The sequence below is a fragment of the Streptomyces sp. NPDC029836 genome, assembly GCF_055574495.1.
The window spans coordinates 358,654-372,336 of the sequence record NZ_JBVHZI010000004.1; the positions used below are offsets into that span (position 1 = coordinate 358,654).

The 13,683-nt window shown below is 75.9% G+C and carries 11 protein-coding genes; all 11 read right to left on the reverse strand.

Annotated features, from left to right (window positions below; genetic code table 11):
- Window positions 1-29: 29 nt before the first annotated feature.
- The 11 genes from ACZ4XJ_RS15340 to ACZ4XJ_RS15390 all read right to left on the reverse strand — a co-directional run bounded on the left by ACZ4XJ_RS15340 (window position 30) and on the right by ACZ4XJ_RS15390 (window position 13,608).
- On the reverse strand, window positions 30-1,607 hold the full coding sequence (locus tag ACZ4XJ_RS15340) for a transporter (protein ID WP_468496437.1): 1,578 nt from the start codon (window positions 1,605-1,607) through the stop codon (window positions 30-32).
- Window positions 1,583-2,380: an ABC transporter ATP-binding protein gene (locus ACZ4XJ_RS15345; protein WP_468496438.1), complete on the reverse strand. Its 798-nt coding sequence runs from the start codon at window positions 2,378-2,380 to the stop codon at window positions 1,583-1,585. The genes ACZ4XJ_RS15340 and ACZ4XJ_RS15345 overlap by 25 nt, the downstream gene beginning before the upstream one ends.
- 58 nt (window positions 2,381-2,438) lie before the next feature.
- On the reverse strand, window positions 2,439-3,491 hold the full coding sequence (locus ACZ4XJ_RS15350; RefSeq protein WP_468496439.1) for a T3SS effector HopA1 family protein: 1,053 nt from the start codon (window positions 3,489-3,491) through the stop codon (window positions 2,439-2,441).
- Window positions 3,488-4,642 (reverse strand): class V lanthionine synthetase subunit LxmK, encoded by a 1,155-nt coding sequence (gene lxmK / locus ACZ4XJ_RS15355; RefSeq protein ID WP_468496440.1) that lies wholly within the window; start codon window positions 4,640-4,642, stop codon window positions 3,488-3,490. Before lxmK ends, ACZ4XJ_RS15350 begins: the two co-directional genes overlap by 4 nt.
- Window positions 4,639-7,584 carry an insulinase family protein gene (locus tag ACZ4XJ_RS15360; protein WP_468496441.1) on the reverse strand — a complete coding sequence of 982 codons (2,946 nt, stop codon included), beginning with the start codon at window positions 7,582-7,584 and terminating at the stop codon, window positions 4,639-4,641. The genes lxmK and ACZ4XJ_RS15360 overlap by 4 nt, the downstream gene beginning before the upstream one ends.
- Window positions 7,581-8,516: a hypothetical protein gene (locus ACZ4XJ_RS15365; protein ID WP_468496442.1), complete on the reverse strand. Its 936-nt coding sequence runs from the start codon at window positions 8,514-8,516 to the stop codon at window positions 7,581-7,583. Before ACZ4XJ_RS15365 ends, ACZ4XJ_RS15360 begins: the two co-directional genes overlap by 4 nt.
- Window positions 8,513-9,205: a flavoprotein gene (locus ACZ4XJ_RS15370; protein WP_468496443.1), complete on the reverse strand. Its 693-nt coding sequence runs from the start codon at window positions 9,203-9,205 to the stop codon at window positions 8,513-8,515. Before ACZ4XJ_RS15370 ends, ACZ4XJ_RS15365 begins: the two co-directional genes overlap by 4 nt.
- A gap of 5 nt (window positions 9,206-9,210) precedes the next feature.
- Complete coding sequence (locus ACZ4XJ_RS15375; RefSeq protein WP_468496444.1) at window positions 9,211-10,176, reverse strand: LLM class flavin-dependent oxidoreductase; 966 nt, start codon at window positions 10,174-10,176, stop codon at window positions 9,211-9,213.
- Between the two features lie 159 nt (window positions 10,177-10,335).
- A complete protein-coding gene (locus tag ACZ4XJ_RS15380; RefSeq protein ID WP_362875239.1) occupies window positions 10,336-10,521 on the reverse strand; it encodes an LxmA leader domain family RiPP in 186 nt (61 codons plus the stop codon).
- A 58-nt stretch (window positions 10,522-10,579) separates the two neighbouring features.
- Entirely contained in the window at window positions 10,580-10,999 is a 420-nt protein-coding gene (locus ACZ4XJ_RS15385) for a helix-turn-helix domain-containing protein (protein WP_468496445.1), read from the reverse strand.
- A 422-nt stretch (window positions 11,000-11,421) separates the two neighbouring features.
- On the reverse strand, window positions 11,422-13,608 hold the full coding sequence (locus tag ACZ4XJ_RS15390) for a SpoIIE family protein phosphatase (protein WP_468496564.1): 2,187 nt from the start codon (window positions 13,606-13,608) through the stop codon (window positions 11,422-11,424).
- Window positions 13,609-13,683 lie beyond the last annotated feature (75 nt).

Consider the following 13,683-nt stretch of genomic DNA (forward strand, 5'->3'; position numbering starts at 1 on the left):
TTCTCTCGTTCCTTCGTCGGGTCGGTGGGTCAGGACATCCGCAGGACGGTGAGGATCTCCGGCGCCTTCTCGAACAGCCGCCGACCCATGGCCCGCAGCGTCACCAGGACGGCGAGCATCCCGTACGCCGTCCCCAGCGGCAGCAGCAGCCAGGAGGACGCGGAGCCGTCCAGGGCGATCGCGCCGATGATCACCGGGGCGATCGCCACCACCCCGAGGAGCGAGCCGCAGAAGTTCGCCAGGTGGTAGCCGCCGCTCTGGCCGGGCGCGCTCACGCTCCACGGGTCCTCGGGGTACGGATAGGGGCGGAAGACGCTGATGACCATGCCCAGGGCGAACGTCACCCCGAGCAGCGCGAAGCTGACGCCGAGCGCGGCCGCGAGCTGGTCGGTGCGCCCGGTGGCGAGGGCGACGCCGCAGCCCACGACGGTCAGCCAGGGCACGATGAACACCAGCTGGGGAAGCAGCCGGCCGACGAGTTCGGCGCGGGCCTGCGCCACGGTTCGCAGCGTGGCGACGTTGCTCCAGATCGCGGAGCCGTCGAGGGCGAACAGCACGCCGGGGACGGTCAGTCCGAAGACCCAGGCGCCGCCGACGGCGACGTACGGGGTGCGCACGCCGATCGGCACCATCACGACGGGGAACAGCACCGCGTACGCCAGCGCCGCGATCATCGTCATGCGGTGCCTGGGGGACCGGGCGAAGGCGCTCAGCTGGTGGTGGGCGACCAGCAGGGTCCGGCTGGAGGCGAGGAGCCGGGCCCGGCGGCCGGTCGTACGGGCGGCGCGGACCTCACCGGCCCGGGCCGTGGAGGAGTCCGTGGTGGTCATCAGGCGGGCCAGGGAGCCGTGCCACCACACCATCAGCAGGCCGATCAGGGCGGCGGTCCCGGCGAGTTCGAGCAGGGCGGTGCCGGTCCTGCCGTCGGCGGCGGCCCGGACGGCGTCGGCCGGCCAGCCGGGCGGGGTCCGGCGCAGGATCCGTACGACGACGGGCGGCAGCGCGAGACCGGAGCCGGCGGTGGTCAGCAACAGGTAGGCGGCGTACCCGCCGACGGCGGTCAGCAGGCCGCCGAGGGCGGCGGCGTCCTTGCCGCGCCGGCCGGTCAACGCCCGCGCGAAGGCCGCCAGTACGGCCCGGGAGGCGACCACGCACAGCAGCAGCGCCAGCGGCACGGCGAGGACGGTGACGAGCGCGCCGGGCAGGCTGTCGAACGCGCCCTCGGCGGCGCCGACGACGGCTCCGGTGATGAGGACGAGGGTGCACAGCGGCCCCGGGCCGACGAGCGCGGAGGCGGTGGCCCCCGCGATCAGCCGGCTCGGCCGTACGGGCAGCACGGCGAGCCGGGTCGGATCGGAGCTCTCGTCGCCGCCCGCGCCGAAGGACAGCGGCAGCGCCAGCCAGGCGACGGCCAGTCCGGCGAGGACGAGGACGGCGAAGTCGGCCGATTCGGGTTCGCCCTGGGCCCGGGCCAGGCCCACGGCCACCCAGCAGGCGCCGGTCAGGCTGATGAGCGAGCCGGAGACGAAGCCCACGGCGCGGGCGGTGCTGCGGCGCAGACTGCTGCGCAGGAGGGCGAGTTTCAGCCCGACGAAGACCCCAACCATGCGAGGCTCCCCCCCTTCGCCTTCCCGGCGGGGGCGCCGACCAGTTCCATGAAGCGCTCGTTCAGGCTGCGGCCGGCCCGTACCACCTCCAGGGTGCCGTCGGCGACGACGCTGCCCTTGGCCATGATGGCGACGTGCGTGCACAGGGCCGCCACGAGCTCCATGACGTGGCTGGAGAAGATCACCGTCGAGCCGGTCGCGGTGTACTGGCGCAGCACCTCGCGGATCGTCTCGGCCGACACCGGGTCGACGCTCTCGAAGGGTTCGTCGAGGAACAGCACCGGCGGGTTGTGCAGCAGCGCGGCCGCCAGGCCGATCTTCTTGCGCATGCCGGTCGAGTAGTCGACGACGAGCTTGTCGCCGGCCTCGGTGAGCCCGAGCACGTCGAGCAGCTCCTCGGCGCGGACCTCGGTGTCGGCGGCGGGCAGTTCCCGCAACCGCCCGGTGTAGCGGAGCAGTTCCCGGCCCGAGAGCCGCTCGAACAGGCGCAGGCCGTCGGGCAGGATGCCGATGCGGTGCTTGGCCTCGTACGGGTCCTGCCAGACGTCGTACCCGGCGACGCGGACGGTGCCCGCGTCGGGCCGGAGCAGGCCGGTGATCATGGAAAGGCTGGTGGTCTTGCCGGCGCCGTTGGGGCCGACGAGGCCGTAGAAGCTGCCCCGGGGGACGGTGAGGTCGATTCCGCCGACGGCCGGTTTGCCGTCGAACTCCTTGCGGAGACCTCGTACTTCCACGGCCACCGGGACCGTTTCGCCTTCGGGGGGGTGGTGCATCGCGCTGCCTTCCGGCTGGGTGGGGGTGGGGGGACGGGAGGCCCGGGGGCCGTCCCGCTCAGCGGGCGGGGAGGTCCGGGGAGGCCAGGTTCCGGTAGGGGGCGCCGGGGTCGATGCCGGCGCCGGCGAACGCGGAGCGGGCGGGGTGGGCGTCGGTGTCGGAGCCGGCTCCTGCGGCGGCCCGTACGGCGGCCTCGGCGAGGGCCGCCGCGCGGTGCTGGCCGAAGCTCAGTCCGCCCGCGCCGGGCCGGGGGTCGGCCGGCTCCCATGCCACGGCGGCGGCGGGGCCGAGCCGGTGGGCGAAGACCGAGGTGTCGGAGCCGGTGCCGGGCAGGTCGCGGACGGCGTCGGCGACGGTGTGGCAGGCGCCCCGGGACTCGGCGCCCAGGTAGACGACGAGGGCGTCGCGACGGGGGTAGTCGGCCGGACCGGACAGCACCTTGGCGTGGTAGCCGGCCCCGGCCGCCTCCAGGCGCTCCAGTACGGCGCCCCAGACGCACGGGGCCCGGGCGGGGTCGGTGAGGTGGACGTAGACCCGGAGCAGTTCGTCGCCGAAGCGCGGCTCTCGGGAGCCCATGGCGTAGAAGAACCCGGGCGAGAGCGCGGGCCGGGCCGGGGAGGCGGGGCTGCGCACCTCGGCGCCGGGCACGAGCGGGCCGTCGGCGGTGAGGCGGTCCACGGGAACCCGCACGCGGACGCCGTCCCAGGACACGAGCGCCTCGGGTACGGGTGCCTCGGACGCGGGTGCCTCGGGTACGCGCGCCCCCCTGTCGGTGGTGGGCGGCTGCGGGGCGCGGAGCAGGACCCCGGTGCGGGTGATCTCGTGGTGCGGCAGCGCCGCCGCCAGCTCGCGCTCGAAGCCGTGGTCGCGCGGGGCCATGCGGCGGGGGCGGGTGTCGGCCTCGGCGCGGCCGGTGTGGAACACCTCGTACAGGGCCGCGCCCAGCCGCTGCTGGAGTTCGCGGGTGGACTCGCCCTCGATGGTGCGGGGGCCGACGGTGGCGGTGAGGCCGTCGGCGGAGAGGTGGATGCGGGCCAGGGCGTCGGCGAGGGCGGGGGCCAGGGCGGCGTCGGCCGGCGCGGTGGGGGCGGTGGCTGCGGCGGTGGTCACGAGGCGTCTCCGAGTCCGACGACGTGGGTGAAGCGGGCGGGGTCGAGAAGGGCCGTCCGACCGATGCCGGCGGCGGCCCGCTCGATGCCGAGCAGCCGGTTGGAACGGGCGGCCCCGGCGAGCAGTCGGTCCAGCAGGTGCCAGCCCGCGAAGGCGGTGGCCCGTTCGGCCAGGCCCGGATCGGCGTCCGGCCGGGCCTCGCGGTAGCCGCGCCAGAACTCCTGGACGACCGGACGCAGCCGGGTCAGCTTCTCCGCGCCGCGGGCGAGCACGGTCTCGCGGGTCATGGACAGGCCGGCGAAGGCGGCGGTGTCGGCGTCACCGCGGGTGGTGACGATGTCGTGGACGGCGCGGTGCAGCCATTCGCCGGCGAAGCCGCCCACGTCGCGGGCCGGGTCGGCGAGGCGGAACTCCTCCCAGTCGGCCACGTGCAGCCGGCTGTCCGGGCCGGGCCGGCCGGTGATCAGGAACTGGTCCATCCGCAGGTCGCAGTGGGCGGGCACGCGCGGCGCGGCCTGCTCGTCGGCGAGCAGTCGGTGCACGGCGGCGATCAGCGGGGCGTCGTTCTGCAGCAGTCGCCAGGTCTCCAGCTCCGCGCCGCTGAGCTCCTCGAACACGGCGGCGGGCAGGGCCTCCAGCAGCTCCGGGGAGGGCAGGACGGGCGTGCTCCGCTCCAGGTCGTCGCGCGGTCCGACGGGGCGGGCGTGCAGCCGGCCCAGGGCGAGGCCGGCGCGGTGCGCGAGCTCCGGAGTGAACTCCTGGTCGGCCATCAACTCGGCGCCGCTACGGGCGTCCTGGAGGTAGTCGAAGGCGAGCAGCCCGGCGTCCGGGTCGTTGCCGAGCAGCGCGGGGCCGCGCAGTACGTCGGCGGGGGCGTCCGCGACGATCCGTTCGTAGGCGAGCGCGCGCCCCATCCGGGCCCGTACGTCCTGCGGCGGCCCGGTCAGCCGCTTGACGAACACGCGGGCGCCGCCGGTCGTGCGGCCCGCCCAGGTGTCGTTGCGGCCGGGCAGCGCGGTGAGGTCGGCGCGGTCGAAGGGGCCCGTGCCGAGGCGCCGCAGCAGTGCGTCGACCTCGGGCACGCCGTCGAGATCGACCGGCTGGAACCGCAGTTCGGTGCGGGGCGGGGTGAGGGCGATGGTGCGGGTCACGGGGTCTCCTCGGCCGGGAGGGCCGGAGCGGCCGGGTCGGCGGGTCGGGCCGGAGCGGCCGGGTCGGCGGGTCGGGCCGGGTCGGCTGGTCCGGCCGGGTCGGTGGCCGGGGCGGCGAGCACTCCGGCGTAGGCGGGCTGGGCGAAGAGGCGGGCGCAGTCACGGGCCACCTCGGCGGCCGGCGCCCCGTACAGGGCGTCGGGGAAGTCGACGAGTTCGGCGGTCCGACGGCCGGTCGCGAGCCAGGCGCTCAGTTGGTCGGCGAACGAGGACTGCGACTGCGGCATGCGCGCGAACTGGCCCGCGCAGTACCGGCGGGCGGCGTCCACCTCGCCGGCGGTGGGCGGCTCGGTCGCGGTGCGGCGCAGCTCCGCGCGGATCACGGCGGCGGCCTCGACGGCTCCGTCGGGCGGCAGTTGGGCGTGGATCCGCACGAGCGGCCCCGTACCGGCGTGGTCGCCGAAGCGGCCCGCGTACGAGGTGAAGCCGTACGGGGCCTGCGGCGTGCGCAGCGCGGCGAGCCGTGCGCCGGGCTGGCCGCCGCCGAGCACGGACACGGCGAGCCAGCGCGCGGCGAACGACCCGGTCGGGGGCGGTTCGGGGGTGGCCCACACCAGGTGGGCGACGGTCGCGGGCAGGGCCGGGGGCAGGGTGAGCAGCGCGAGGCCCTCGGTGGCGGCCGGGAACGACGGCGCGGGTCCGGGCCGTGCGGTGAGCGGGGGACGCAGGGCGGCGGTCGCCGCCGCGACCCAGGCGTCGGGATCGAGGTCGCCGACGGCGGTGAGCTCGACGCCGCCCGCGTACGGGGGCGGGGTGACGCCGATGCCGCCCGGTACGGGCCCGCCGGCCAGGAGCCGCTGACGCAGCGCCTGTTCGACGAGCCAGGTCGGGCTGCTGACCCGGCCGCCCATGCGGGCCCGGGCGCGCGGTTCCGCGTCGGCGAACTCGGCGGCCGTGGGCGGGACGCCGAGCAGGTCGGCGAACACCACCGGGTCGGGGGCGGGCGCGGGCAGCCAGGCGTCGAGCAGGACGGCGCCGCCCTCCACGGTCGTGGACACCGATCCCCGCGCGGGGAAGCGGGCCGCCCATCGGTCGGCGAGCACCAGGGCGAGCCGTTCCCGGTCGGCGGGCGCGGCCGCCGGGGGCGCGGGCAGACGCAGCCGGAACTCCACGAGGGGCGCCCGGGTGTCCCGCACGGCGGCGACGACGGGCTCACCACCGACCCGCCCGCTCCCGCCCCCGCTCTCGGCGAACCCGAACGCCCGCAACCGGGGCGCCGCCGAGGCCGCGACGGGCACCGGTGCCGGCTCCGGACCCGCCGCGACGGCGGAACGCGGCGCGGTCGCGGAGCCGCGGGGCCCCGGCTCCGGCGCGGGACCGGAGCCGCGGGGCTCGCGGGCGGTGCCGGGCGTGGCAGCGGGGTCGCGGGGCGCCGACGCGGGCGCGGGGACAGTGCCGGGCGTAGGAGGGAAGTCGTGGGGCTCCGGCTCCGGCGTGGGGGCGCCGTGTTCCGGTGCGGTGGTTCCGGGTACCGGGGCGGGCGTACCGGCAGCGCCGGGTGTCGGTGCCTGCGTATCGGCGGTGCGGGAGCCGGGCTGTGCGGTCGCGCCGGGTGTCGGGGCGGGGCGCGGGAGCGGGAGCGGGGCCGGGTTGGCGGGGCGGGGAGTCGCCGTCAGGTCGCGGAACGGGGTCGGGGCGCCGCCCGGGAGGAGGGCCAGCACCGCGCGGTGGTCGGCGGACAGGGCGCCGGCGGCCGCCCGGACCCGGTCCGGGTCCAGGGTCCGCAGGCGGTCGGGCAGGGTGTCGAGGAGGGCGGGATCGCCGAGGAGGATCTCCAACCGGCCCAGCGCGCGGGCCCGCTGGTCCGCGCCGTGGTGGGCGCGCAGGTGGTCGTCGGCGAGCCGGCCCGCCGCCTGCCGGACCTCGGCGTCGCCGGCGTCGCCGAGGGCCCGCAGTGCGTCGTCCACCCGGCGCAGGGCCTCCCGTACGCCGTCCTCGTCGGCGGCGGGCAGGGTGATGACGAGGGTGTCGGGGTCGAGTGCGTCCAGCGGCCCGAAGAAGCCGCAGCCGGCGTCCACGGGGGGCCCGGCCAGCAGCCGGGCGACCACGAGCCGGGCGAGGTAGCCGTCGAGGTCGGTCGCGGGGTCGGGCAGCCGGTAGCCGAGGCTGACGGCGCCGCCCCCGGGCACGGTGTGCACGCCCACCCGGTCCGTGGCGAGCGGGGGTTCTGCCAGGACCGGGCGGGGTGCGGTATCGGGCGCCGGCCGGGCCGGCACCGCGGCGAAGTGCCGGGTGACGAGCGCGGCGACCCGGTCGGGGTCGTCGGCGCCGCTGACCGTGAGGACGGCGTTGCCCGGGGCGTAGTGCGCGCGGAAGAAGTCGGCGCAGTCCCCGGGCGTCAGGCGGGCGAGTTCGGGCAGGTCGCCGTAGCCGTCGTGGGAGTTGGCCCAACGGTCGTACATCAGGGCCGGCAGCAGCGGCCAGGGCAGCCCACCGAGCGGGGCGTCGTGGACGGCGGCCCTGATCTCGGCCCCTACGCCCGCGAGTTGCTCGGCGAGGGAGTTCGCGGTGAAGAGGGGGGCGCGCATCCGGTCGGCCTCGGCGGCCAGTGCCCGTTCCAGGTCCGCGGTGGGAACGACATGGACGTAGTCCGTGTAGTCCTGGTGGGTGGTGCCCTCGGCGGATCCGCCGGCGGCCACGAGGGCGGTGAAGTAGGCGCGTTCCGGAAGGCGTTCGCTGCCCTCGAACATCATGTGCTCCAGCAGGTGGGCGACGCCGGCACGGCCCTCGGGCTCCGAGCGGAAGCCGACGCCGTAGTGCACCGCGACGGCTGTGAGACCGACCGGTGTCGCCGCCGTGTCGATCAGTACGCGCAGCCCGTTGTCGAGGGTCAGCCGGCGCGGGCCTGTCCCGCCGGTCGCGCGGATCCCGATGCCGGTCATGCGGCCGCTCCTTCGGTGAGCGTGGTGGCGAGCACGCCGTACAGGCGGGCCGTGTCGGCGCCGTCCGGGACGTACGCGGCCGTGTCGTGCGCGTGGAGCGCGATGCGCAGGGCGGCGCCGCGCAGGCAGCCGTCGCGCGCGGGCGCGGAGTCGGCGCCGTAGCCGTCGAGCAGGGCGTCCAACGGCTGCTGCCAGTCGCGGGGGTCGCCGGCGGCGCCCAGCAGCCAGCGGAACTCGGCGAGTTCGCCGGCGATCCAGCCCAGGTCGACATGGGCCGGTGCGGCGCACAGGTCCTCGCCGGTCAGCAGCACCCCCGCGCCGACCCCGCCGGCGCGGGGGACGAGCGAGCCGAGGCTCGGCGCGCCGTGCGACAGGACGTGCCCGGTCGCGGGGTGCGCGGCTTCGGCGGCCCAGTCGCGCAGGGGGCCGACGGCGGCGCCGCCCAGCAGGTCCGCGGCGGTCGCGCCGCCGGCGTTCGTACGCCCGGACAGCCAGGTGTGGAGCCGGACGGCGGCGCGGGCCGGCCGGCGGGCCTCCGCGGGGACGGGCCGGGCGTGCAGCGCGGCGAGCAGCGCGCCGACCTCGCGGAGGGCGTCGTGGAGCGCGCGCGGGCCGCCGGGGACGGCGTGCGGGCTGCCGCCGGCGATGAGCCAGTGGGCCACGGAGTACGGGCCGGGGGCGGCGTACGCCCGGGCGCCGCCCGGCGCCGCCGTCCCGACGAGCAGGCGGGTGCCGGGGCCGGGGGAGGTCTGCTCGACGACTGCGCGCAGGCGGGGGGTGAGCGGGGCGAACGGTTCGGGGGCCCGCGTACCGGGCCGGCGCAGCCAGTGGTGAGCGCCGTCGGGCAGGGCGGTGACGGTGGTGGCGAGCAGGCCGGTGGCGTAGGCGTCGACGACGACGGCGCCCTGAGCCGTGTGCGGGGCCGCGGTCACGGCGTCGGCTCCGCGGTGAGCCGTCGGTGCAGCGCGCCGAGGGCGTCGAGCACGTCGGGCAGCGGGGCGGCGGCCCAGCTGTCGGTGCGCCCGGTGGTCAGGCTGAGCGCGGGCACCGGCGGTACGACGACGCAGTTGGGGCGCTCCGCGAGGGACTCGACGTGCCGGTGGAAGGCGTGGCTGCGTACGCCGCCGGGCGGCAGCGCGGGTGCGACGGCGACGGGCGCCGCCGTGCACTGCGCGGTGAGCAGTGAGGGGCTGTCGGCGAGGCCCAGCGCGAGGCGGGCGGTGTACGAGAACGTCGAGGGGTGGACGAGGACGGCCTCCGCCCAGGCGGTCAGGTCGACGTGCGGGGCGCGCAGGACGGGTTCCTCCGGCCAGGCGTCGACCATGGTGCGGCGGCCCGTGAGCAGGTTGAGGGACTCGCGGGTGACGAAGCGCTGGGCGCTGCGGGTGAGGACGGTCTGGATCTCCAGCTCGGGGTGCGTGGCACGCAACCAGGCGATCCAGGACGGCAGTTCGGCGGCGGAGACGGACCCGGTGGCGACGAGCAGCAACCGCGTGAACCCGAGCCCGGTGGGCGCGGGTGGCGCGGAGGCCCGGGTGGCCTCAGCGGCTTCGACGGCCTGGTCGGCCCCGGCGCCCCCGATGCCCGTGCCGGTCCGGCCGTCCCCCTTGTGTTCGGTCACCGGGCTCACCAGCCGCTTCCGGTGAACAGGGCTTCCAGGTCGCGCAGTACGGCGCGCGGTCCCTCCAGCAGGGCGACCCCGACGTTGTTGAGGACCACCTCGTCCACGCCCGCCGCGTGGTACGCGGCGACGCCCGCGGCCATCTCCGCGGCGTCGCCGGTCAGGGCTCCGCCCGCGGCGAGGAGGCCCGCGGCGGTGGCGGCCGGGTCCTCGGGGTCGACCCGCACCTCGGCGCGGGTCAGCATGTCCCGATAGTGGGGCGCGCCGAAGTGGCTGGAGCTGCCGGTGGCGAGCGCGGTCAGGGGGTTCCTGCCGTCGGCCGCGGCGGCCATCGGGACGACGGACACGACGCGCGGCACCGGCCGCCCGGCAGCCTCGGCGCCCTCGCGCAGCGCGGGCACGATGACGTCGCGCACGTACGCGGGCGGGGTCAGCCAGGTAATCGCCACGTCCGCGGCCTCGCCGGCGATCCGGGCCATGCCGGGGCGCAGCACCCCGAGTCCGACGCGGACGGGAGGCGCGGGCGCGGGCGGCAGGGCGCCGACGCAGGAGAAGTAGCTGCCGCGCTGGTCGACCTCGTCGCCGTCGAGCAGTCCGCGGACGATGTTCAGGTACTCGCGGCAGGCGGTCAGCGGGCTCTTGTACGGCTCGCCGAGCACCATCGCCTGCAAGGCGCGTGCGCCGGGGCCGAAGCCCGCGGTGATCGGGTGGCCGGAGGCCGCGGCGAGCGTGCGGGCCTCGATGGCGGCCTGCAGGGGATGGCGCAGCGGCATCAACGAGACGCCGATCCCGAAGGGGACGCCCAGTCCCATGCCGCTCAACTGGGCCAGGATCTGGTGCTGTTCGTTGAGGAGGGCCTGTCCGTGCCACAGGGCCCGCGCTCCCCGCCACTGGACGAACGCGGCGAACGGCGCCGCGTGCTCCGCGCGGGTCGGGACCATGGGCAGCAGAACAGAGACGCTGCGGCTCATCGCCGCACCTCCGGGAGTCGCGGAAGGGAAGGGCAGGAAAGAATGGGCGGGGCCCGGGCCCGGGTGTCCCCGGGGCATGGGGCTGCGGCGGTCCTGGGCGCCTTGCTCGCGCCCAGGACCGCTCGGGATCAGCCGTTACCGGCCACCCCTACTGCTGCTTCAGCAGCCCCACTTGACGGACGCGGCGGACGCGGCGACGCTCACCTTGGTGTAGGCGATGGTGGTGAGGGTCGGCGTGATCGCCGGGGCGTCGGCCGACGCCTCGAAGTTCAGCTCGGCGGCGTCGGCGTAGGCCTCGAAGCCACCGACGAGCTCCATGACGCTGACGTTCTCGATCTTCTGCATTGTGCTCTCCGGATCATTTGGAAACGCCCGCCCGTGGTTCCGGCGGGGTGTTCCCCAGTCAACAACCGAGCCCGGAGGTAGGGGTATTGGTCCTTGGGGTGTTGTCCAATGGGGAGTTGTCCCTTGGTGTGGTGTCCTTCGGGACAACGTGCCCGGTGCAGATGAGCGGGTGGTGCAGGTGGGCCATCAGCGCGGCTTCGAGCCGGGAACTGACGCCGAGCTTGTCCACGATGCTGGCCACGTGGGCCTTCGCGGTCCGTTCGACGACGCCCAACTGTCGGGCGATGAGCCGGTTGGGCATGCCGTGGCCGAGCAGCGCGAGCACTTGGCGCTCGCGCCCGGTGAGCGTCCCGATCCCCCGTGGATCGTGGACGGCACCGCGCAGTTGCGCGCAGTCGCAGGTTCCCGTGCCGTGTGCGTCCGTTTTCGTCAACTCTGCGTGCTGGTCAGGCACTTGGTCGGCGATGGCTGGACGCACGGATTCCATGGTGTGCAAAGCAGTCACTCTCCCCCGATGGACTGTTCGAAATGCGATCGTAAGCATCGGGTAACGGGAGGGCAAAATCCCGGTGGGTGAGACACCTCACATGCAAGGGAAAGTCGACGGTCCCTCAGGACACCGACCTGACCTGCGGTTATGCACCCCGGCCATGCCATCGGGCCGGTCCCCGGTCGCCGGTGTCGCCGCGAGCGAACGGTTGACCTTCATGCCGGTCAGCCGCCGGTGCATCGGCCCGAGCAGGGCCGTGCCGAGCACGGCGGTGACGAGCAGGACGACGGCGCACCGGGCGCCGAGCCGCCGTACGGCCTCGGGCAGCCGCGGGGTCGGGGTCGGAGTACCTGGCGGCGCCGGGGGTCGACACCGCGGCATCGAACCACGGTGACCCGCGCGGACCCGGCTCAGTCGAGCGCGTCGGCGTCCGGCTTGGACCGTTCGTGCAACTCGAACCAGATCGACTTGCCCTCACCCCGCGGATCGACGCCCCAGTCGTCGGCCAGCATCTCCATGAGCAGCACCCCGCGCCCGCTCGACGCCATCTCCCCGGGCTGCCGCTTGTGGGGCAGCTCGTCGCTCCCGTCGGCCACCTCCACGCGCAGCCGCCGGGTGCCCAGGTCGCCCGCCGCCTCGGCGACCAGCAGCGCGTCGCCGTCGGTGTGCACCAGTACGTTCGTCACCATCTCGGAGACCATCAGCACCGCCGAGTCCACCTGGTCGTCGTCCGCCCAGTCGTGCAGCAGCTCCCGGATCTGCCGGCGGGCCCCCGCGATCCGGCCGGGTTCGGCCTGGGCCACGGTCAGCATCGTGCGCCGGGCGGGCCGCGCCGGGTGCGCGGCCGTGGTGCCGCAGCCGCAGTCCGAACCCTCGCGACACAGCAGCACCACCGCTATGTCGTCCTCGCGGCGGTCGACGAGCGGCCCCGTGGTGTGGTGCGAGGACGGCCCGTGCACGGCTTGGACCAGGAGGTCCGCCATCCGTTCCAGGTGCGCCGAGCCGGGGCCGCCGCTCGCGTCGCCGCCCGCCGGTTCCGGGGGCTCGGTCTCCAGGATCGCCCGCAGCCGGGCCCAGCCCGTGTCGTGGTCGTGGCCGCCGGTCTCGATGAGCCCGTCGGTGCACAGCATCATCGTTTCGCCGGGCTCCAGGACGAACCGGGTCGTCGGGTAGTCGGTGTCCGGGATGATCCCGAGCGGCAGCCCGCCCGCCGTCGGCCGCATCAGTACGGTGCCGTCGGTCATCCGGACGGCCGGATCGGGGTGCCCGGCGCGGGCCACCTCCAGCATTCCGGTTTCCGGGTCGCACTCCACGTACAGGCAGGTCGCGAAGCGCGGGCCGCCGTCCTGCCCGGCGTCCTCCTCGCGTTCCTGCGAGGAACACAGGCCGGCCAGGAAGCGGGAGGCCCGCGACAGCACGGCGTCCGGCCGGTGGCCCTCCGAGGCGTACGCGCGGACCGCGATCCGCAGCTGGCCCATCAGCCCGGCGGCCCGTACGTCGTGCCCCTGGACGTCGCCGATCACCAGCGCGAAGCGGCCCGAGGGCAGCGGGATCATGTCGTACCAGTCGCCGCCGACCTGGAGCCCGCCGCCGGTCGGGACGTAGCGGGCCGCGATCGTCATCCCGGGGACCTCCGGACCGAGCTGCGGCATCATCGACCGCTGGAGCCCCGTCGTGAGTTCCCGTTCGGATTCGGCCACCCCGGCGCGCTGGAGGGCCTGGGCCAGCATCCGGGCCACCGTCGTCAGCACGGACCGCTCGTCGGGCGAGAAGGACACCGGGTGCTTGAAGGCGGCCATCCAGGCGCCCATGGTGCGCCCGGCGACGATGAGCGGCAGGAAGGCCCAGGAGACCCTGCCGAACCGCTGGGCGAGCGGCCAGGCGGCCGGAAAGCGCCGTTTGTAGTCCTCGGGGGTCGACAGGTAGATCGCCCGCCCGGTCCGGACGACCTCTGCGGCCGGGTAGTCCGTCTCCCGCTCCATGTCGGTGAAGGGGCCCTCGTCCCCGGGACCGTGCCCGTGGTGCCCGATGACCGACAGCCGGTCGCCCTCGACGCCGAAGACCGCCAGCCCGTCCGGGTTGAACCCCGGCATGGACAGCGAGGCCGCCACCCGCAGCACCTCCGACGTGGAGCGCGCCTCGGCCAGCGCCCGGCCGGCGTCCAGCAGGAACGCCTCGCGCGAGCGCCGCCAGTCACCCGTGATCGGGGTGTGCGCGGCCGTCGTGCCGGGCTGCGGCTCGGCGATCTCCTGGAGGGTGCCGATCAGCTCGAAGTCGACCCGGCCGTCCGGAGTGCGGCGCTCCAACGGCTTGGAGCGGCTGCGCACGGTGCGCAGGACCCGGCCGTCCTCGTCCATGATCCGCAGCCGGGCCTCGGCGAGGGTGTCCTCGGCGACGGCCAGGGTGATGATGGCGTTGATCTCGTTCCAGTCCACCGGATGGAACCGCGAGCGCACGGCCACCTCGGGCAGTACGACGGGCTCGGCGGGCAGCCCGAGCAGCCGGGCGGCCTCGCCGTCGAGCGTGACCTTCCCGGAGGTGTTGTCCCATCGCCACAGGCCGGTCGCGATGGCGGCCAGGACGTCCTCGGTGCGCACCCGGTCATCTTTACAGGTCATCCCATGGACCTGCCCGTTCGCCACCCTCTCCGGGCGCGCCCACGCCGTCACCGC

What these genes read in the sequence shown, in the direction of transcription:
- ACZ4XJ_RS15340 (WP_468496437.1), bottom strand. Translation starts at nt 1,607, where the DNA reads ATGGTTGGGGTCTTCGTCGGGCTGAAACTCGCCCTCCTGCGCAGCAGT.
- ACZ4XJ_RS15345 (WP_468496438.1), bottom strand. Translation starts at nt 2,380, where the DNA reads ATGCACCACCCCCCCGAAGGCGAAACGGTCCCGGTGGCCGTGGAAGTA.
- ACZ4XJ_RS15360 (WP_468496441.1), bottom strand. Translation starts at nt 7,584, where the DNA reads ATGACCGGCATCGGGATCCGCGCGACCGGCGGGACAGGCCCGCGCCGG.
- ACZ4XJ_RS15375 (WP_468496444.1), bottom strand. Translation starts at nt 10,176, where the DNA reads ATGAGCCGCAGCGTCTCTGTTCTGCTGCCCATGGTCCCGACCCGCGCG.
- ACZ4XJ_RS15380 (WP_362875239.1), bottom strand. Translation starts at nt 10,521, where the DNA reads ATGCAGAAGATCGAGAACGTCAGCGTCATGGAGCTCGTCGGTGGCTTC.